Annotated in this window: 19 protein-coding genes; 11 read left to right on the top strand and 8 right to left on the bottom strand. The window is 55.1% G+C overall.

Features of this window, described 5'->3' with window-relative positions; all coding sequences use genetic code 11:
* Positions 1–34: 34 nt before the first annotated feature.
* Positions 35–424, top strand: a complete 390-nt coding sequence (locus SH573x_RS20600) for a DciA family protein (protein WP_479349642.1) — start codon at positions 35–37, stop codon at positions 422–424.
* A gap of 191 nt (positions 425–615) precedes the next feature.
* Positions 616–1,104: a hypothetical protein gene (locus tag SH573x_RS20595; RefSeq protein ID WP_479349640.1), complete on the top strand. Its 489-nt coding sequence runs from the start codon at positions 616–618 to the stop codon at positions 1,102–1,104.
* Between the two features lie 71 nt (positions 1,105–1,175).
* Here SH573x_RS20595 and SH573x_RS20590 read toward each other — a convergent pair whose 3' ends face one another.
* The 3 genes from SH573x_RS20590 to ilvB form a co-directional block, all read right to left on the bottom strand.
* Positions 1,176–2,093, bottom strand: a complete 918-nt coding sequence (locus SH573x_RS20590) for a sugar phosphate isomerase/epimerase family protein (protein WP_479349639.1) — start codon at positions 2,091–2,093, stop codon at positions 1,176–1,178.
* 120 nt (positions 2,094–2,213) lie between these two features.
* Complete coding sequence (locus SH573x_RS20585; protein WP_479349638.1) at positions 2,214–2,624, bottom strand: hypothetical protein; 411 nt, start codon at positions 2,622–2,624, stop codon at positions 2,214–2,216.
* Between the two features lie 239 nt (positions 2,625–2,863).
* Positions 2,864–4,639 carry a biosynthetic-type acetolactate synthase large subunit gene (gene ilvB, locus SH573x_RS20580; protein WP_479349637.1) on the bottom strand — a complete coding sequence of 592 codons (1,776 nt, stop codon included), beginning with the start codon at positions 4,637–4,639 and terminating at the stop codon, positions 2,864–2,866.
* Positions 4,640–4,753: 114 nt separating this feature from the next.
* On the opposite strand from ilvB, the gene crcB reads away from it, so the two are divergent.
* A complete protein-coding gene (gene crcB / locus SH573x_RS20575) occupies positions 4,754–5,131 on the top strand; it encodes a fluoride efflux transporter CrcB (protein ID WP_479349636.1) in 378 nt (125 codons plus the stop codon).
* A gap of 253 nt (positions 5,132–5,384) precedes the next feature.
* Positions 5,385–5,519: a hypothetical protein gene (locus tag SH573x_RS20570; RefSeq protein ID WP_479349635.1), complete on the top strand. Its 135-nt coding sequence runs from the start codon at positions 5,385–5,387 to the stop codon at positions 5,517–5,519.
* Between the two features lie 92 nt (positions 5,520–5,611).
* Here SH573x_RS20570 and SH573x_RS20565 read toward each other — a convergent pair whose 3' ends face one another.
* Positions 5,612–6,349: a 3-keto-disaccharide hydrolase gene (locus tag SH573x_RS20565; RefSeq protein WP_479349634.1), complete on the bottom strand. Its 738-nt coding sequence runs from the start codon at positions 6,347–6,349 to the stop codon at positions 5,612–5,614.
* 53 nt (positions 6,350–6,402) lie between these two features.
* Here SH573x_RS20565 and SH573x_RS20560 point away from each other — a divergent pair, with 53 nt between their 5' ends.
* Positions 6,403–7,284 (top strand): protein-tyrosine phosphatase family protein, encoded by an 882-nt coding sequence (locus tag SH573x_RS20560; protein ID WP_479349632.1) that lies wholly within the window; start codon positions 6,403–6,405, stop codon positions 7,282–7,284.
* Between the two features lie 389 nt (positions 7,285–7,673).
* On the opposite strand, the gene SH573x_RS20555 is transcribed toward SH573x_RS20560, so the two are convergent.
* On the bottom strand, positions 7,674–8,831 hold the full coding sequence (locus tag SH573x_RS20555) for an anti-sigma factor family protein (protein WP_479349630.1): 1,158 nt from the start codon (positions 8,829–8,831) through the stop codon (positions 7,674–7,676).
* Between the two features lie 547 nt (positions 8,832–9,378).
* Between SH573x_RS20555 and SH573x_RS20550 the strand changes: the two genes are divergently transcribed.
* Together SH573x_RS20550 and SH573x_RS20545 are read left to right on the top strand one after the other, a co-directional pair.
* Positions 9,379–9,756 carry an HU family DNA-binding protein gene (locus SH573x_RS20550; RefSeq protein ID WP_479349629.1) on the top strand — a complete coding sequence of 126 codons (378 nt, stop codon included), beginning with the start codon at positions 9,379–9,381 and terminating at the stop codon, positions 9,754–9,756.
* Positions 9,757–9,855: 99 nt separating this feature from the next.
* On the top strand, positions 9,856–10,071 hold the full coding sequence (locus SH573x_RS20545) for a hypothetical protein (protein ID WP_479349628.1): 216 nt from the start codon (positions 9,856–9,858) through the stop codon (positions 10,069–10,071).
* A gap of 245 nt (positions 10,072–10,316) precedes the next feature.
* Here SH573x_RS20545 and rnc read toward each other — a convergent pair whose 3' ends face one another.
* Positions 10,317–11,057, bottom strand: coding sequence for a ribonuclease III (rnc, locus tag SH573x_RS20540; RefSeq protein ID WP_479349627.1), 741 nt, complete (start codon positions 11,055–11,057; stop codon positions 10,317–10,319).
* A gap of 275 nt (positions 11,058–11,332) precedes the next feature.
* Here rnc and purB point away from each other — a divergent pair, with 275 nt between their 5' ends.
* From purB to tsaD, 4 genes are all read left to right on the top strand, one after another.
* Positions 11,333–12,760, top strand: coding sequence for an adenylosuccinate lyase (gene purB / locus SH573x_RS20535; protein ID WP_479349625.1), 1,428 nt, complete (start codon positions 11,333–11,335; stop codon positions 12,758–12,760).
* 7 nt (positions 12,761–12,767) lie between these two features.
* Positions 12,768–13,385 carry a phosphoribosylglycinamide formyltransferase gene (gene purN, locus SH573x_RS20530; protein ID WP_479349624.1) on the top strand — a complete coding sequence of 206 codons (618 nt, stop codon included), beginning with the start codon at positions 12,768–12,770 and terminating at the stop codon, positions 13,383–13,385.
* A gap of 127 nt (positions 13,386–13,512) precedes the next feature.
* Entirely contained in the window at positions 13,513–14,418 is a 906-nt protein-coding gene (locus SH573x_RS20525; RefSeq protein ID WP_479349623.1) for a beta-propeller domain-containing protein, read from the top strand.
* Positions 14,415–15,449 (top strand): tRNA (adenosine(37)-N6)-threonylcarbamoyltransferase complex transferase subunit TsaD, encoded by a 1,035-nt coding sequence (gene tsaD, locus SH573x_RS20520; protein WP_479349622.1) that lies wholly within the window; start codon positions 14,415–14,417, stop codon positions 15,447–15,449. The genes SH573x_RS20525 and tsaD overlap by 4 nt, the downstream gene beginning before the upstream one ends.
* 75 nt (positions 15,450–15,524) lie before the next feature.
* Here the strand turns inward: tsaD and SH573x_RS20515 are convergent, their stop codons facing one another.
* The gene (locus SH573x_RS20515) at positions 15,525–16,829 is read right to left on the bottom strand and encodes a DUF58 domain-containing protein (protein ID WP_479349621.1); all 1,305 of its coding nucleotides are present in this window, start codon (positions 16,827–16,829) and stop codon (positions 15,525–15,527) included.
* A gap of 1 nt (position 16,830) precedes the next feature.
* Entirely contained in the window at positions 16,831–17,799 is a 969-nt protein-coding gene (locus SH573x_RS20510; protein WP_479349620.1) for an AAA family ATPase, read from the bottom strand.
* Between the last annotated feature and the right edge of the window lie 12 nt (positions 17,800–17,811).

Below are 17,811 nucleotides of genomic sequence, written 5' to 3'. Positions count from 1 at the left end.
ATGAAGGCGTTCAAATCGAGCCAAGTTGTAGGTCATGGACCTCGAAGTGTTGAGACAAATGGAACCGACACCCGAACAGCAAGAAAAGTGGGACTTGGAGCAGATCAAACAGAGCCATAGCCGTTTGTTTGCTCGACCCATCAGCACCCACATGCGGCAATTGCTCTCAAAGCAAGCCTACGGCAACATAGAAGCGACCCAGAGTTTGCGCGAGGTTTGGGATGCGATCGTCGGAGATGTTCTTGGCAAAGCGTCACGGCTGGGGCGCATTTCGCGCGGAGCGCTGCTGATCGAAGTTAACTGCAGCCAAGCTTGCCAGGAGCTTTATTTTCAAAAGCCGCGCATTCTGAAAGCTCTAAAAGAGCAACTGCCCGAGCAACGCATTTCGCGACTGACCTTTAAGGTAGTCGCGTTCGATACTTGAGCACTCCACCATGTCGGAGCATGGCTGAAAACGTCGGCAAATGCTTATGCTAGCAAATGCAGTGGAATAATCGGCATGTTGGTGCGCGAAGCATTTTCGCTGTGATTGTTCGCTAGCGTGGTCGATTCTTGGATGTACGCTCGCGGGAAAGGATTTCCCAGTCATGGTAATTCGAAAAGGAATTCGGTGCGATGAAGACAATGCTCGGCATACGATGGGCGGCTTGCCTGAGTGCGGTAGTGGCGGCGAGCGGATTTGCTAGTTCGATTGGTGAGCTCCACGCGGCTCCGCCTGAGCGACCCACGTTCAATCACACAGCGGATCCTCGGCCCAATATTCTGCCGGATTGGATCTACAACCACCACGTGCCCTATCGAGCTCGGTACAATCGCCCGACTTATCATGTCGGCAAGGCTTTGTACTACGTGGTTTCGCCAACCAGTCAAGAAGCTCTGGCTTGGGAAGAAAATCTGGCTCGCGGCAGGTACAACGGCCACAACTGCCCGCCATTGTGCAAGGGCTTCTTCTATCCCAAGCCATGGGAAGTACTGAACACCGGACCGCGGCCCAACGTCACTACGGCCTCGACGGTTGTTCCAGCTGTGCCACCCAGGGTCCAGGAAGAGCAAGCCAAGGAAGCGCTGGAGGCTGGGGCTGAAGTGGTTCCAAAGCCCAATTAAAACGCAAGCGGCTCGGGCACACACGCGCGCCGAGCCGCTTTGAGATTATTTTGCGGTGGGGGACAGGTCGATTAACCCATCGGGCCCAAGGACATACTGGAATCGACAAACATCTCAGGCTTGCGAGTCTGAGTGGGAACGCCACATTCGGCGAGCACTTTGTCGATCGCATCTTGAGCGGCAGAGACCAACGCGTCGCGAGTCATCCCCGAACTGTTGTTGGTGTGACCCATCGGAGTGATTGGTCCCTTGTAGCCAGCTTTGGCAAAGTGCGACACGATCTTGATATTGTCGATCACGCCGCCTAGACCTGGCATCAGGCGATTCTTGGTCGTTGCCTTCTTAACGTCGACCTTGTCCGAGATGTCGGCGATGCGCAGCGAGTGCACTCGGTCTGCGGATAGTTCGGCCAGTTGCTCAAAAGTGCCGCCACCGACATGGAAACTCCAGGTATCCAGAGCTAAACCAACGTTTTTGGCTGTGCAAGCGCGGAAGAGTGCCAAGAAGCCCTCGACATCGTTGACGAATTTGAATTCCTTGCCCGCGCCCGCATCACTGCTAGCCGAAAACAGCAGAGCCACGTTCAGTTCATGGCTGGTGAAGATCTGAGCAACTTCGTCGATTCGCTTGCGAACGGCGTTGAAATATTCGTGGTAGGGAAGGCGATCGGTGCCGGCGGGAATTCGCAGTAAACCGGTGGTCGCGCCAACTCGGCTGGCGATTTCAGCCGCTTCTGGCAAAGCAGCCAACTTGGTGGCATAGACTTTGTCGTCGTCGTCCAAGTCGATCGGGGTCTCGAAGCCGCCGATCTTGATCTTTGCGCTCGTGATGAACCGGGCAGCCTTCTCGAAGGTGGCGCGTTGGCTGCGTTTGACCAGATCGGCCATGTCGATTTCAATTCCCTTGAAACCATATGTCAGGGCCAATTCGATCAATTCGCTTTGACGACCGGAAACTCCGATCGCCAAAGGATTCAGGTTCTTAAACATTCTGTTCTCCAGGAAATTTTTGGCATCTATTTGCTAGGGGCAATAGTATGCCACATTTCCTGTTTTTCATCCAGGGTAGATTTAAGCGGCGCAAGCGATGGGCCAAGGGGGAGCGGCCGGCTACCACTTGGGCTTCTCGCCACGCATCCAATCGCCGACCGAAGCTGGGTTGGAATCTTTTGATTTTGGCGTGCTCCACCAACTGCTCGAGTTGGCTCCCGTATCGCTGGGCGTGCTGCTCTTGGGTGGATTATCAAAGGGGTTCAAGAAACTAACCGTCTTGGTGAAGGCATTTTTGGTGCCTGTGGCCATGCTGCTGACCATCGAAGGTTTGTTGCTTTTGGCCTTGGGCTTGGCGACTGGCCAGCTAGGCAGCCAGGCGCTGACCCCCGACTTTTTGGCGGACGTAGTCACACCATTAGCGGCCGGCTTGCTCGAACTGCCAAACCAACCGTCGCTCGCATTGGAATGGGCGACAGGTAGAGCCAAAAAAACCAGCATCCAGGCTAGTAGAAGTGCGCGTAAATTCATTTTTTGCTTCTCCTGCATTGAGAGAGTCGATCTCCGATCATTTTGCGCAGGATCGTGTCAAAACCGGACAACCACGTCCAGAGCATTTTAGTGCCGTAGCCGATCTCGCCAGAGATTGGATGAATCAAGATTAGCGCGTCCAAAGACTGGCGACTTCGGCTACTTCGGTAGCTGAGCTCGCCAGAGATTGGCTGAATCGAGCTTGACGCGTCCAAAGTCTGGCGACTTCGGCTACAAGCCTATTCCAGGATCATTTCGTCGACCGTCTTGCCGCCTGGGATCATGGGTAGAACGTGCTCTTGATAGGGCACGCAGACATCCAGAACGTAGGGACCGGGGTAGTTGATCATCTCTTCCAGGGCACCACGCAGGTCGGCCTTCTTGCTAATGGTGGCCGCGCCGCAACCGTAGCCCTTCGCGATACCCACGAAGTCTGGGTAACGCTTGGTGACCATCGCATGCTTCTCAGTGATCCCGATGCCACTGGCTTCTTCGTGATCAATTGGTCCGAGATAAGTGTGCGCCCGGTTGCTACCCATAAAGCGGTCTTCCCATTGCACCACCATGCCCAAGTGCTGGTTGTTCAGCAGTAGCACTTTCACAGGTAATTTCTCGCAGAACAGCGTGGCTAGTTCTTGGATGTTCATCTGGAAACTGCCGTCGCCATCGATGTCGACTACCAGTGCCCCAGGGTGAGCTGCTTGCACACCCATGGCCGAAGGCAAACCAAAGCCCATCGTGCCCAGTCCCGAAGAGCTCAGCCAGCGTCGTGGCTGACGGAATTGGAAGAACTGAGCCGCCCACATTTGATGCTGACCTACGCCTACGGTAATGTAAGTTTCGCGATCCGCAGTCAGCTTGGACAGTTCTCGAATAGCGTGTTGCTGCAGAATCCCGTCAAACTTTTCATCGTAGTGGAAAGGGTACCTAGTCTTGAGTGATTTGCAGTTGGCTACCCATTCCGAAATATCTTCGGGGGCTTCGACAATCTTGTTTAGTTCATCGATGACATAGCCCACATCGCTGCAAACTGGAATGTGAGCGACCTTGTTCTTGTTCAGTTCGCTGGCATCGATATCGACGTGAATGATCTTGGCATTCTTGGCAAAGGCCTCCAGCTTGCCAGTCACGCGATCGTCAAATCGCACGCCGAGGGCAATCAACAAATCGCAATCGCGGACGGCATAGTTGGCATACGCCGAGCCGTGCATGCCGAGCATATCCAGCGAGAGTGGATCATCGTTAGGATAGAGTCCCAGTCCCATGACCGTCATGGTCACGGGAATGCCGGTCGTTTTGACCAGCTGCCGCAAAGCCGCGGATGCTTCGGCAGCGATTACACCGCCACCGACATAGAGAATCGGACGCTTGGAATGTTTGATGGCTGCAGCTATTTGTCGAATCTGCTCGGGGCGAGCATGCGGAACTGTCGCGCGGTAGCCTGGTAAATTCATACCGACGTCATCGGGCACTTCGCATTGATCCATCTGCACATCTTTGGGCATATCAATCAAGACAGGCCCCGGCCGACCGGTGGTGGCAATATGGAACGCCTCTTTCATGACGCGCGCCAAGTCGTCGATCTGGGTCACCAAGTAATGATGTTTGGTAATGCCCCGACATACTTCCACGATCGGCGTTTCTTGAAAGGCATCGCTACCGATCGAGTGAGTCGGCACTTGGCCGGTGATCGCAATCAGGGGAACACTGTCCAGTTTGGCATCGGCAATGGCCGTTACCAGGTTAGTGGCTCCCGGTCCGCTGGTCGCCATCACTACGCCCGGTCTGCCGGTGCTGCGAGCATAACCTTGTGCCGCAAATGCTCCGCCTTGTTCATGGCGGGGCAGAATTGTCCGCAGGTGTGCACCGTACTTGGTTAGCGACTGGTGCATAGGCATCGAACACCCACCCGGATAAGCGAAAATCACTTCCACGCCGTGATCCACCAAGGATTTGACCAGGATGTCTGCACCGGTCATTACTTGTGTACCACGTTTCGTTTCCACAGAAGCCATTTCGCCAAACTCCAAAGTAGGGGGTGGATTTAAAGACCAGAGACTTCCAGAATACGGCCACCGGCGTGTTTGTTCAACACTTAAACTCCCCTCTATGATAGGGAATTTGGCTGCGTGGTTCGCGAAATTCTGGCAATTGCCCTAGGCGGCATGTTGGGCTCGCTGGCCCGATACTTCTTGAGCGGTTGGCTGCGCAGCTTTCATCCAACCTGGTTACCGCTGGGGACATTGCTAGTTAACGTTATCGGTTGCCTGGCAATCGGTTACCTGTTCAAGTGGTCCACGCAGAAAGAACTAGTTGGCACCTGGTGGGAATTAGGGCTGCGCGTCGGCTTATTGGGCGGCCTGACTACCTTCAGCAGTTTTGCGCTGGAAGTGGTCGTAGCCTGGCAATGGCAAGCTCGACCGCTGCTGGCCATCGGTATCTTGCTAGCCCACGTGCTCTTGTGCGTGGGCGCGGTGCTCGTCGGCATGGCCATGGTCGGGAAATAGCCTTTAATTCCTACTCCTACTCGTACTCCTACTCCTACTCGTACTCCTATTCGTACTCCTATTCGTACTCCTATTCGTACTCGTACTCGTACTCCTATTCGTACTCGTACTCGCTGCCGTTTCGAGTACGAGTAGGAGTACGAGTACGAGGACTAACGTCTTGCCACGTGAGCTCGTACGCCAAGCACTACGGTAGTACGCGGATTTTACATCATGGAATTCAACATTCAGCAGTTTTCCGCTGGAAGTTGTCGTGGCCTGGCAGTGGCAAGCCCGACCGCTGCTGGCCATCGGTATCTTGCTAGCCCACGTGCTCTTGTGCGTGGGTGCATTACTCGTCGGCATGGCCATGGTCGGCAAAATGACAGCGACGTTGGAAAGCCTTTGATTCCTACTCCTACTCCTACTCCTACTCCTACTCCTACTCCTACTCGCAGCCGTTTCGAGTACGAGACTACCGTCATGCTACCTTCGTTGGTACTACGGCAACACTCGGATCTTTATGTCGCGGAATTCGACGGGTGCCCCTTCGGATTCCAAGCAGAGGTAACCGGTGGCGGGCTGACAATCTTTGCCGCCTGAAACCTCCTGGCCGTTGACCCACAAACGAACCTCCCCGTTTATCGCCCGCACGTAATAGTGGTTCCACTGATTGATGCCCAGGCTCAGGTTCTTGCGAGGAAAACTGCGACGGCCATCGGGGGCGACCGGCTCAAACGGAGTCATTTTGCTCTTGGCCACGGGGAACACATCGCCGTGGGTAGTAAACCAATCTGCCTTCTTGCCCGTGCTTTTCTCGTAGCTTTCCGTGTATCCATGATCGAGCACTTGCACTTCGATACCAACCGACGGCAGCGCACCAGGCTTTAGGCCAGCCATGCCTTCGGCCGAGGCCCACAGAAAGATGCCTGAGTTCCCACCACTGGATAGATGTCGCCATTGGCAGACAAGTTCAAAATTGGTGTATTGAACTTTCGAACGTGTGATACCTACCGGTTGCCCCGTACACTTGGCCAGGCTGCCTTCCCAAGTCCAAGTGGTCGGTTCCAGGTTGACTCGTTCAAAATCGGCTTCAGTCAGTGCTACCCAACCGGGACCTTGGCCATCGATGTGGGCCTGGGTGACACCTGGGATTTCTTGCGCATTACAACACCTCTGACCTAAACAACTCAACTGCCAGACAACTAGAATTGTGGATATGCTCAAAGCGACGCGCATGATCGATTCTCCGGGGCTGAATTACATACCCAGTTAAAGTTGACTGAAACACGATGCGAATATTGGTTTACTGCGTAACGCTGCTGGTAGCAATCAGCTCGCCAGCGCTGGTCGCTCAAGAGGCTCAGCCGCTAACGCCTATCGTAACCGAGCAACTTCATAATGTTTGGCAGCTCTCACCGCGTGTGATCAGCGGCAGTGAACCGGAAAACGAAGCTGCCTTTGCGGAACTTGCCAATCTTGGCATTAAAACCATCGTCAGCGTCGATGGTATTCAACCACAAGTCGAGCTGGCCAGAAAGTACGGCCTGCGCTATGTGCACGTGCCGATCGGTTACGACGCTATCGACCCTGCGGCTCAAGGTAGCCTCGTCCGCACGGCCAAAGAGATTGAGGGCAAGATCTACGTGCATTGTCATCATGGCAAACACCGCGGCCCCGCCGCCGCTGCAGTTTTATGCCGTGCCGACGACGGTCGCTCTGCGACCCAGGCCAGGATGATTCTCGAAAAAGCCGGTACTAGCCGAGAATACGCAGGCCTGTGGCGCGATGTCGAAGCGTTCCATGTTCCCGCTGATTTTCAGAAGTTACCCGCCCTGGTGGAGCGAGCGCAGGTCGATTCGCTGACAGCGTCGATGGCCAACATCGATCGGATCTTTGATCGCCTCAAGCAACTGCAACAAAACAAATGGCAGGCCTTACCGGATCACCCCGACCTGGTCGCCAAACAAGAGGCTCTACAGCTGGAGGAGCTGTTTACCGAATCGGCACGCCTGGCGAGCGGTGAGCTGAAAAGCGGACTGGCCCACAGCGCCCAGTTGATCGAGCAACTTCGTTCTGCACTTACTAACCCCGATTCGGCCATCGCCGACGCATCGATGAAAAAGCTGAGTAGTCAGTGTACGGCTTGTCATCAGACTCATCGTAATAACTGATGACGAGCTTGTAGAGCAGCTGTCCTCAGCTGCTCAGAACCCTCTAACCAAAGCTTCTTCCGACCAACAGACCATTACAGGCGAGCGACTTGCCGGGTGCGGAGCGGCTGGGGACAGCCGCTCTACATCGCCGCTCTACATCGTAGAGCAGCTGTCCTCAGCTGCTCAGAACCCTCTAACCAAAGCTTCTTCCGACCAACAGACCATTACAGGCGTGCGACTTGCCGGGTGCGGAGCGGCTGGGGACAGCGGCTCTACATCGCCGCTCTACATCGTAGAGCAGCTGTCCTCAGCTGCTCAGAACCCTCTAACCAAAGCTTCTTCCGGCCATCAGACCATTACAGGCGAGCGACTTGCCGGGTGCGGAGCGGCTGGGGACAGCCGCTCTACTAAAGCTTAACTTTGCGGAGAATCACGATGCAATCGGCTTCGATGTTGTCGCCGCTTTGGCCGAAGATGTTGGCCGCTTGAGTGTCACGCAACTCGAGATTGTCGATGCCAACTTGTTGCTCCGTTGGATCCTGCTTGGCCGCTTCGTATTGAGGAACGAGTCCCCCGATGGTCGCTTGCGGGTCGTCCAACTGAATCATGCGCGAGTAGTTCTTATTGGCACCGCTGCGACTGCTGCGCTGCAAGGCGGTCATGATCTTGTTGGTTGTTTCGGGCACGACCGTGGTCATCATCTTGACGCCGGGGTAACTGGCTTTGTCCGACTGCAACTGTACGTACAGTTTGTCATTGACCGTGGCGCTGGAGCGGATGAACATGAGCGCTACTTCAGCTCGATCATCTTGTGGAGGATCGCCTGGAATATTCTGTTCGATCAAAGTCCGCAACGTGTCTCGGTCGACGATAAAATCTTCGGCCCCACTTATACCGAGCTGACCAAGTAATTGATCAAACTTGCCTGCTTTCCAAGCTTCTTCGCTCATCTGCACATCGATCATGTACAGCAAACTAATCTGCATGGCATTTTGCAGTTGATGCAATTCGCTGGGTGAACGCCGAGAGGTATCGACCAGCTGATTTTCCGCTGGTTGCTCGGGTACTGGTTGCTCGCGTATTGGCCCATCAACGTCGGCGGGTTGGGTAGCAGTTGGGATGGAGGCGATGCCATTGATCGCTGCTGGTTGGCGACCGGGAATGATTGCTAGCGCTAGCACAGAGGCTGCCAGGGCGGCGGCGATCATCCACCAACCACCTTGCTCCGATCGAACTTTGGGTGCCGAAGTCGCAGGACTGGTAGCGCTGGGACCCAAGGGTCTGACCTGAGTGTCGCCACGCCGAACATGGTGTTCAGCCGACAAACCTTCATGCGCGGCCACTTGTCTAGCCTGGGCAATCACACGCTCGGCCAAGCCGCTGAGATTTTTTGTAGTCTCCAGCTCCTTGAGGCTGGCACGCATTTTGGTAAGCTGGCTAAGCCACAGCGCGGCGTCAGCATTCTGGCTGAGCAATTGCTCCGCCTGCTGCCGCTCGGAACCTTCCAGCGCATCGTCAAGATACGCTGAGATCAGTTCACGTTCTAGTTCGCTTAACTTGCCCATCACACCTAAAGCTCCGAAGCGGCCAATCCGCCTCGATGACCGACGATTTTTCAAAACTGCAATCTAGCGATTGCCAAGGCCGGTCGCAATCTCTTCCCACACAGCAACTTACTGAGTTTCTGACCTGGGAATTTTGGCCCATGCTACTGTGATGCAGTGGCTGACCCATAAGTTCCAGCGATTGTTGCTATCGTTGTGTGGGATTTTGAGATTTTTGTGAGTACGTCGCCTGGGCGGCTTGAAGATCGGGGGACCGATGGCGGCCGGGGCGCGAGCGTCCGGTTATGATGATTGTCGGGAGCGGCGATAAAATTTGCCGTTTGTTCCAATTGAATCAAGCTTGCTGGATATAGTGCCGATTAACAGCCCAGGAGACAGGTAGTCGCAACCGCCCACAAGCGGCAGCGGTACCTGGTGTCGGCGTGCCCCCTTGTGAGTGGTGAGGTACCTTGACGCTCTGCTAAGAGACCGTTACACTTCGGCATGGTAAACCTTGGCTTGCAAATGACTTACGACAATTGCAAGCGGACTTTTGGGAGCATGCCAAGTGACGAAGAAAGAGATCGTTCGTACGATTTCCGACAAGACGGGACTTACGCAGTTGCAGATCAAGGAGATCGTGCAGCTCACGTTTGAAGGTATTGTCGAAACTCTCCTGGAGGAAGGGCGTGTTGAACTGAGAAACTTTGGGGTGTTTCAGGTCAAGACGCGCAAGGCACGGCAAGCTCGCAATCCTCGAACTGGTCGACAAGTATCAGTTCCAGCCAAAAGCGTGGTCGTCTTCAAGCCCGGCAAAGGCATGGAGGCGCGCGTGAAGCTAGCGGATGAGCAGGGGCTTGCCGAGCGCTTGGAACGAATGGGGGCTGAAGCCGAGAAGGCGGCATCCCAAGATTCAGAAATTGAAGAAGAATCAACCCAGTTTTAGCCGCTGCAACCAGCGATCGTGTTTTTGAGCTAAATCGCACAAGACGATCGATTGGTAGCTGCCTAGGGATGCCTGAACGAATTCACGGAGGAGTTGACGATGCGACGTTGGTTACTCGCAGCAATGTTGTTGGGTTGTTTGACCGCTTCGGGATGCGCTATTCCGATCTACTCGGCTCTGCCAGAACGTCGTGCAGAACAACTGATCTATACATCTGAAAACTTGCGCCTGTTGATTCAAGAATGGGAACGCTTCTGGTTCCTGGATCAACCCGACCACATGACGCCTTATCGCGTCCACGGTGGCGTGATCTAGTCGGCAACAATTCACATGTAGCGGAAGTCGTCAAGGCTTTCGGATTTGCTCGCGTAGCGGAAGCCGTCAAGGCTTTCGGGCATTCTCGTAGCGGAAGCCGTCAAGGCTTTCGAATGCAAGGAGCCAGAGGCCAGCCAGGCTTTCGAACAAGCACTTTGCTTTCGCCCCCCGGGGGGGGCTGATGCACGAAATGCTTGACGCATTCCGCTACAGAGTCAGCAACCTCTTGGTAGCGGCGCTGCTAACTAGCTTTCGAGCGTAGGGTAAGGCGGTTCTTGCTTTTGCAGTTCAGCCAGGGCATTGCCTGCTGCGCGCTGCTCGGCGTCTTTCTTGTTCCGCCCCCATGCCGGTGTGAAGCGTTCCTTGCCCAGCACGGCCACGATCTGAAAAGCCTTGGAGTGGTCTGGGCCGCGTTCGCCAACGAGTTGATAGCTGGGTGCTATCCCCAGCTGCCGCTGGGCCAAATGTTGCAAGGCCGATTTGTAGTTGCCAATCGAATGGCCCTTAACTGCTGCGACCAGTTCCTCGGCCATTGTCCGCAAGACAAAATCGCGAGCCGGTTCCATGCCGCCGTCCAAATAGATCGCGGCCACCATCGCTTCAAATACATCGGACAGTAGGCTCTTGGGCACGCCGGTTGCCGACTGCATACCTTTGCCAAGAATCAGGCATTCTTCTAATCCCAGTCGGCGGCTGATTTTGGCACAGCAGCGACGGCTAACCACAGCTGACTTGACCTGCGTCAGCTCGCCTTCCAAATACTCGGGATGCTGAGCAAACAACCATTCGCAAATGGCGAAGCCGAGAATCGCATCACCAAGAAACTCCAGGCGTTCGTTGGACTGGAGGCGACTAGCCGCACCAGAGGCGTGCGTCAGTGCGGATACAGCGATGTTATAATCGCGAAAGTTATAGCCAATCCGCTGCTGGCATAATGCAACTTTCTCTTCGTGAGTCGGGCCTGCAGGCGTAGCGGAGTCTTGCATTATAGAAAGTGGGCTGCAGTTTCCTTTAGGATCTACGTGAGTCAAAGTGGGAACTTACCCTCCATCCGGATTCTTGTCAACGTATTCTAAAGGGGCTTAGCAAAATAACATCTGTACTTACGCAATATATGGCGTTGCCCCTTGTTTCAATTCTATCTGGCGGGACAATCCCAGCGTAAAGCGCGAGCTCAAGCAGGCCAACCCTGCTTTATGGGGTTCACGGGGCGCCAATCCTTCCGTTTCCATTTCACTAAAACCATCTCTAACCATCTCTCATGACCGACAGTCTACTGTACGAAAATCCACTCATCACACGTTACGCCTCGAAAGAGATGGCTCGACTGTGGAGTACGCATAATCGCTCTGTTCTATGGCGAAAACTCTGGATTGTCTTGGCCGAGTGTCAGCAGGAACTCGGACTGCCAATTACGACCTCTCAAATCAACTCGCTCAAAGCCGTTGTCGACCAGCCCAATCTCGACGTGGCTGCGCGTTATGAAAATGAACTGCGCCATGATGTGATGGCTCATATTCACGCCTTGGGTGAACAAGCTCCCGAGGCGCGAGCGATTATCCATCTGGGTGCCACCAGTTGCTACATAACCGACAATGCCGACTTGATCCTGATGCGCGAAGCCTTGCAGATGATCGCCCGCCGACTGGGGCAAGTAATTGCGACCTTGGGCGAGTTCGCTTCGCAGCATCGGGCATTGCCCTGTCTGGCTTTCACACATTTGCAAGCGGCCCAACCCACCACGGTCGGCAAGCGCGCTTGTTTGTGGGCTTATGACTTAGTGCTCGACTTGCACGAGATCGAGCACCGCTTGGAAACGTTATTGGCTCGCAGCGTCAAAGGCACCACGGGAACCCAGGCCAGCTTCCTCGAGCTCTTTCAGGGTGATCACGCTAAGGTTCGAAAACTGGAAGCGATGGTGGCTGAGCGACTGGGCTTTGCAGGTAGTTACGCAGTCACCGGTCAAACGTATCCACGCAAGATCGATAGCCAGGTCGTCGATGCACTTAGTGGAGTGGGCCAGAGCTTGCACAAGATTGCGACCGACCTGCGCATCCTGTCGCATCGCAAAGAGATTGATGAACCGTTTGGTCAACATCAAGTGGGTTCTTCGGCCATGCCCTACAAACGCAATCCCATGCGCAGCGAACGCATTTGCTCGCTCGCGCGATACGTCACCAGCTTGCAGACTTCGACCGCCGCGACTGCATCGACTCAATGGCTCGAGCGTACGCTCGATGACAGTGCAAACCGACGCCTCGTATTGCCACAGAGTTTCTTGGGCATCGATGCTTGCTTAATCTTGATGCAAAACGTGGCCTCAGGTCTGGAAGTCTACGAAGCCACAATAACTCGTCATCTGCTGGAAGAGTTACCGTTTATGGCCAGCGAGAACATCATGATGGCCGCAGTAGCTGCCGGTGGCGATCGACAAACGCTGCATCAAGTCATTCGTGACCACAGCCAACAAGCTGGCACGCGCGTCAAACGCGAAGGCGCGAGCAACGATTTGATCCAGCGCCTGGCGCAGGATTCTCATTTTGCCGGCATCAACCTCGGTCAGTTTATGGATCCAGCCAAATACGTGGGCCGCGCACCTCAACAGGTCGATGAATTCATTGCCGAAGTTGTAGGACCGATCCGGGCTCGCTACGATCAACCACCTCCTCCCACTGAACTGCGAGTCTGAGCCCACTATGAGTTTATTGCCAATTGCGGTGCTGATCTCTGGTGGTGGCACGACGCTACGCAACCTGATCGCCTGGCGCGACGCTGGCAAGCTGGGCGTTGATTTCAAACTGGTCGTTAGCAGTCGAGCCTCAGCCGGTGGCATAAACTTTGCGCGCGAAGCGAAAATTCCTTTCGAAGTCATTTCGCGCCGGCAGGCTCAGTCGCCGCAATTGCACAGCGATCAACTCTTCAATCATTGCCGCAGCGCCGGCGTGGAGTTGATCGTTATGGGTGGCTATCTGGATCATTTGCTGATACCCGACGATTACATCAATCGCGTCGTCAATATCCATCCTTCGCTGATCCCTGCCTTCAGCGGTCATGGATTCTACGGCCTGCGCGTCCATCAAGCCGTGCTGGATTACGGAGCCAAGCTATCGGGCTGTACCGTGCACTACGTCGACAACCAGTTCGATCACGGCCCGATCATCGCTCAAAGCGCCTGTGAAGTGCGCAGCGATGATACTGCCGAGTCGCTCCAACGCCGCGTATTTGACTTAGAATGTACGCTGTATCCAGAAACCATCGCCCACATTGCCGCCGGCCGAGTTCGTATCGACGGCAGAAAAGTAACTGTGGCATAGGCTTCCAGCCTGTGTAGTTCTGGCATAGGCTTCCAGCCGGTGGGAAGTGGCATATTCGTCCAGCCCATACGAGAATCTACATACCACTAGAATCCCCGTCCTCGCACCTCATCAGAACCACCTCTCCATGAAGACCATAACGTCGCTGGCTGTTTTGCTGCTCTGCGTTTCACTGTCGACCGCCGCTGAACCGATCCAGCATTCATTGTTCATTGCTGGTCCGAACTTCACCGGTATTCTCGATGAGCAAATGGAGATCAAGTGGGACTCGGGACAAAAGGGGGCGCGTGATGGTTACGTTCTGCCTAGTGGCAATGCGCTGATTGCCTGGCAAGGTGAAGTCAAAGAACTAACGCCAGCCATGGAAACTCGTTTCCACTACCAGTTAGCGGCCGACAATTCCGAAATCGGCACAGCGGTGCGTCTGTCTGATGGTAACACGCTGATTACCGAGCTAGGCAAGCGTCCGCGACTGATCGAAGTGGATGCTAGTGGAAAGGTAGTGGTCGACGTACCGCTGAAACCAGAGACCGATAACGCGCACATGCAAACACGCATGGCCCGCAAGCTGGCCAATGGCAACTACCTGGTCCCGCATCTCTTGGCCTTTAAAGTAAAAGAATATCGCGCCGATGGCCAAGTGGTGGCGGAAATCAAGACGGATCTGGACGTATTGGGTGGCCGAGCGCAAGAGAACTGGCCCTTTACCGCGATTCGACTCGCCAACGGTAACACGCTGACGACGCTGACGCATGGCAATAAAGTGGTGGAATGGGATGTGCAAGCCAAACCGATTTGGGTACTGACCAACGATGATTTGCCAGGACGACCATTGGTCGACCCCTGTGGTGCGCAGCGTCTACCCAACGGCCACACTGTTATCGCCAGTTATGGAGCGACTGAGGGTGTCAAGATTCTGGAAGTCAATGAAAAGAAGGAATTGCTCTGGAGTTATGCTGGTCCCTATCGCGCCCACGAATTGCAAGTTCTAACGACCAATGGCCAGCCGATCGAAGGTGCTCCACTGAAGTGACACGCGATTACTTGCTGGCGATCGAAACGACTTGCGATGAAACGGCTGCGGCCATCATCGATCGCCAATTGAACGTCTTGGCCAGCGCTGTGGCTAGTCAGCAAGCGGTTCATGAACGCTTTGACGGTGTCGTACCCGAACTGGCCGCGCGAGCGCATTTAGAACGCATCGTCCCGATCATTGATCAGTGTGTGACGGAATCGGCCTTGAGCCTTCCGGATCAATTGGCCGCCGTGGTCGTGGCTAGTGAACCGGGATTGCCTGGATCGTTACTTGTGGGCATGGCGGCCGCCAAAGCGTTGTGTGTCGCCTGGCAAGTGCCGCTGGTGGCGATCAATCACGTGCAAGCTCACATATACGCTTGTCAGTTTGGGCGCGAATCATCGATCTTTCCATGTGTGGGATTTGTCGTTAGCGGAGGCCATACCAATCTCTATCACTGCCATGGTCCAGATCAGTGGCAGTATCTAGGCGGAACGATTGATGATGCCGTGGGCGAAGCCTTTGACAAAGTCGCCGTTATGCTGGGCCTGCCCTACCCTGGTGGTCCCCACGTCAGTCGCTGGGCAGTCCAAGGCGATCCTAAGAAATATGCCTTTCCACGACCAATGCTCAGCGATCGCACCACGCTGAACATGAGTTTTTCAGGACTTAAAACGGCGGTGCGTTACCAGTTGCACGGTGTGGGCAGCAGCGATTGGAACGCGGCCGGGTTGAGCGATCAACAGCGCGCCGACGCGGCCGCCAGTTTTCAAGCGGCCGCCATCGATTGCCTGGTCGGCAAAGCGGAACTCGCCCTCAAGCGAACTCGCCTGCAGCGACTGTGCGTGGGCGGTGGTGTCTGCGCTAACGAATATCTGCGGGCCGCGCTTGTGCGCGTGTGCAAGAAGACCGGAGTCGAACTGATTTTGGCTGAGCCCGAACTATGCACCGACAACGCCGTTATGGGCGCGCTGGGTTGGGAAAAGTTGAACCGGGGACAAGCCACGCCCCTAGACATCGATATCCAACCCGGGCTGCTACGCTCATAGTCTACTTTCGCTCCGCGAAAGGAACACTGCTTTCGCGGAGCGAAAGGAGACGCTGGTTCGCGGAGCGAAAGGAGACTATACCAGTGCCAAACTGGCGCACAGGTGTGGGATCGAATCTTCATCCAGCAAGTGATGGACGTTGATGCGCTGCGCGATCAAGCGGGAGCTGGCTGACAAGTAGGCGTCGTTTTCGTAGTTATTGACGATGGCTGTGACCGAGTAGCCTTGGCGCTTCAACATGCCCAGGGCCAAAGCGGCTGCGTCATCCACTTCTTGAACGATAATGATGACGGTGGCTTGCCGCGACAGACGACTTTCCACTTCGATCAAGAAGTCGGGCAACTGTAAACCGTCGGTGCGTTCGATTCGGGCGAGTGTCTTGTGCAAATGCAAAAAGTGCTCCGGTCCGCGTCCCAGGGGAATGATGACTGGTCGCAGTCGATCGCTTTTTTGAAGCATGGCCGAGGCGCGACGGGCGGCTCCACGATCATGGAACTCGCGCAACTCTTCTTCGGCCATCCGATCGGCTGCATCGCGTCCGTTGCTAACCAAACCAAAGGGCTGTTGCATCTGCATGAGCGTATGCGCCATTGAGGCTGCGGCCGTTACTGCTAAATCACTACGGATCGGTTCATGGCGATCGGGATTGGATTGGCAATGCAAATCCAGCACAATAGTCGCGCCGGCCATGGTCGTCGGCTGATACTGTTTGCTCTGTAACGTCCCTGTGCGGGCAGTGGCTCGCCAATGCACACTGCGAAGCGGATCACCTGGTTCATAGCGACGCACGCCGGAGATCAACGTTGGATCTTCCATCAAACGGTAGGTCACGCGCACTTCTCCGACCGGTCGTTGGCTTGCCAAATCGTAACCGGCCAGCGGAATGATCTTGGGCAGAACCAACAGAGTTTCCGACTTGGTGATCGTTCGGAAACGTCGATGCAATCCAAAGACATCACCCGTCTCAGCGATCAGCGGACCGATCTGGTAATAGCCACGCCGATGAGCCTTGAGGCGATACGAGTGTATTTTGGGTTCGCGACTGGGTAAAGTAATCAGCCGCAAATTGCTGCCTTCGACCTGCAGCGACCGCGGCGGCCCAATCAGTGCGGCACGGGGCAGGACATCTTCCAGTAACATCCAAGTAATGGCCCAGCGGCTTTGATTCTCCAGGGTATAGCCGACCAGGATGGTTTGACCGATTTCAATTTCGTGAGTGCTCGACTTGCGAGTCGCCTTGAGATTGTCGGCCCATTGGCGCGAAAGCGTGCGCGTCACCCAATAGATGATTACCAGCACGTACGAGGCATACACTAACATACTGGCACCAGTCAGCAGGCCGACCAGTAACAGCAGCGCCATACCGACAAACGCACGCATGTTAAGTCAACATTCCTTCGCGGCCGGCACTGGATACCGTGGGCACCGCGATCTCGGAGATAATCTCATCCAAGACGCTCTGTGTCGTAATCTTACGCAGGCGGCTCTCGGGTTTCAGAATCAAACGGTGCCCCATGACCGCATTGGCAACTTTCTTGACATCGTCAGGAAGCACATAATTGCGACCCAACACAGCAGCCATGGCCTGCGAACTGCGCATCAGAGCGATTGAGGCTCGCGGACTGCCACCGAGTGCCAAGGCTTCGTGAGCGCGCGAATCGTGGACGATCTGCAACAAGTATTGCCGAACCTTGGGATCGACGTGCACATCACCAATACTCTTCTGAGCATCGATCAGGTCCTGCGCACTGGCGACGGCAGATAGCGAGTTGATCGGATGGTCGTGCTGCAACATATCCAGCATCCGACCTTCTTCCTCCAGCGACGGGTAGCCGAGCGAGAACTTCATCAGAAAGCGATCCAACTGCGCTTCCGGTAGTGGGAAAGTGCCTTCGTGATCGACCGGGTTCTGAGTGGCAATAACCAGAAACGGCGGTTGCAGTTGATGAGTTACTCCATCGACCGTTACACGCCCTTCAGCCATCGCCTCCAGCAGTGCCGCTTGCGTGCGCGGCGTGGTGCGATTGATTTCATCGGCCAACAGGATTTGCGTAAAGATGGGGCCAGCCCGAAATTCAAATTCGACAGTGCGCGGATTGAAGACCGAGGCGCCGGTCACATCGGTAGGCAATAAATCCGGCGTGCACTGGATGCGTTTGAAATTGCAACCAACACTCAAGGCCAAGGCACGCGCCAACATGGTCTTGGCTACGCCCGGCACATCTTCCAGCAGGATGTGACCACCGGAAAACCATGAGACCAGAGCGAGAATCAATTGCTTGCGTTTGCCAACGATCGCACGCTCGACGTTTGCGATCAGCCGCTTGGACAACTCGTTGACAGCAGTCACACCAGCCCCTTA

This window comes from Rania fehmarnensis, assembly GCF_056494185.1.
The sequence above is the reverse complement of the archived record's forward strand: the minus strand, read 5'-3'. Positions and strand labels throughout refer to the sequence as shown.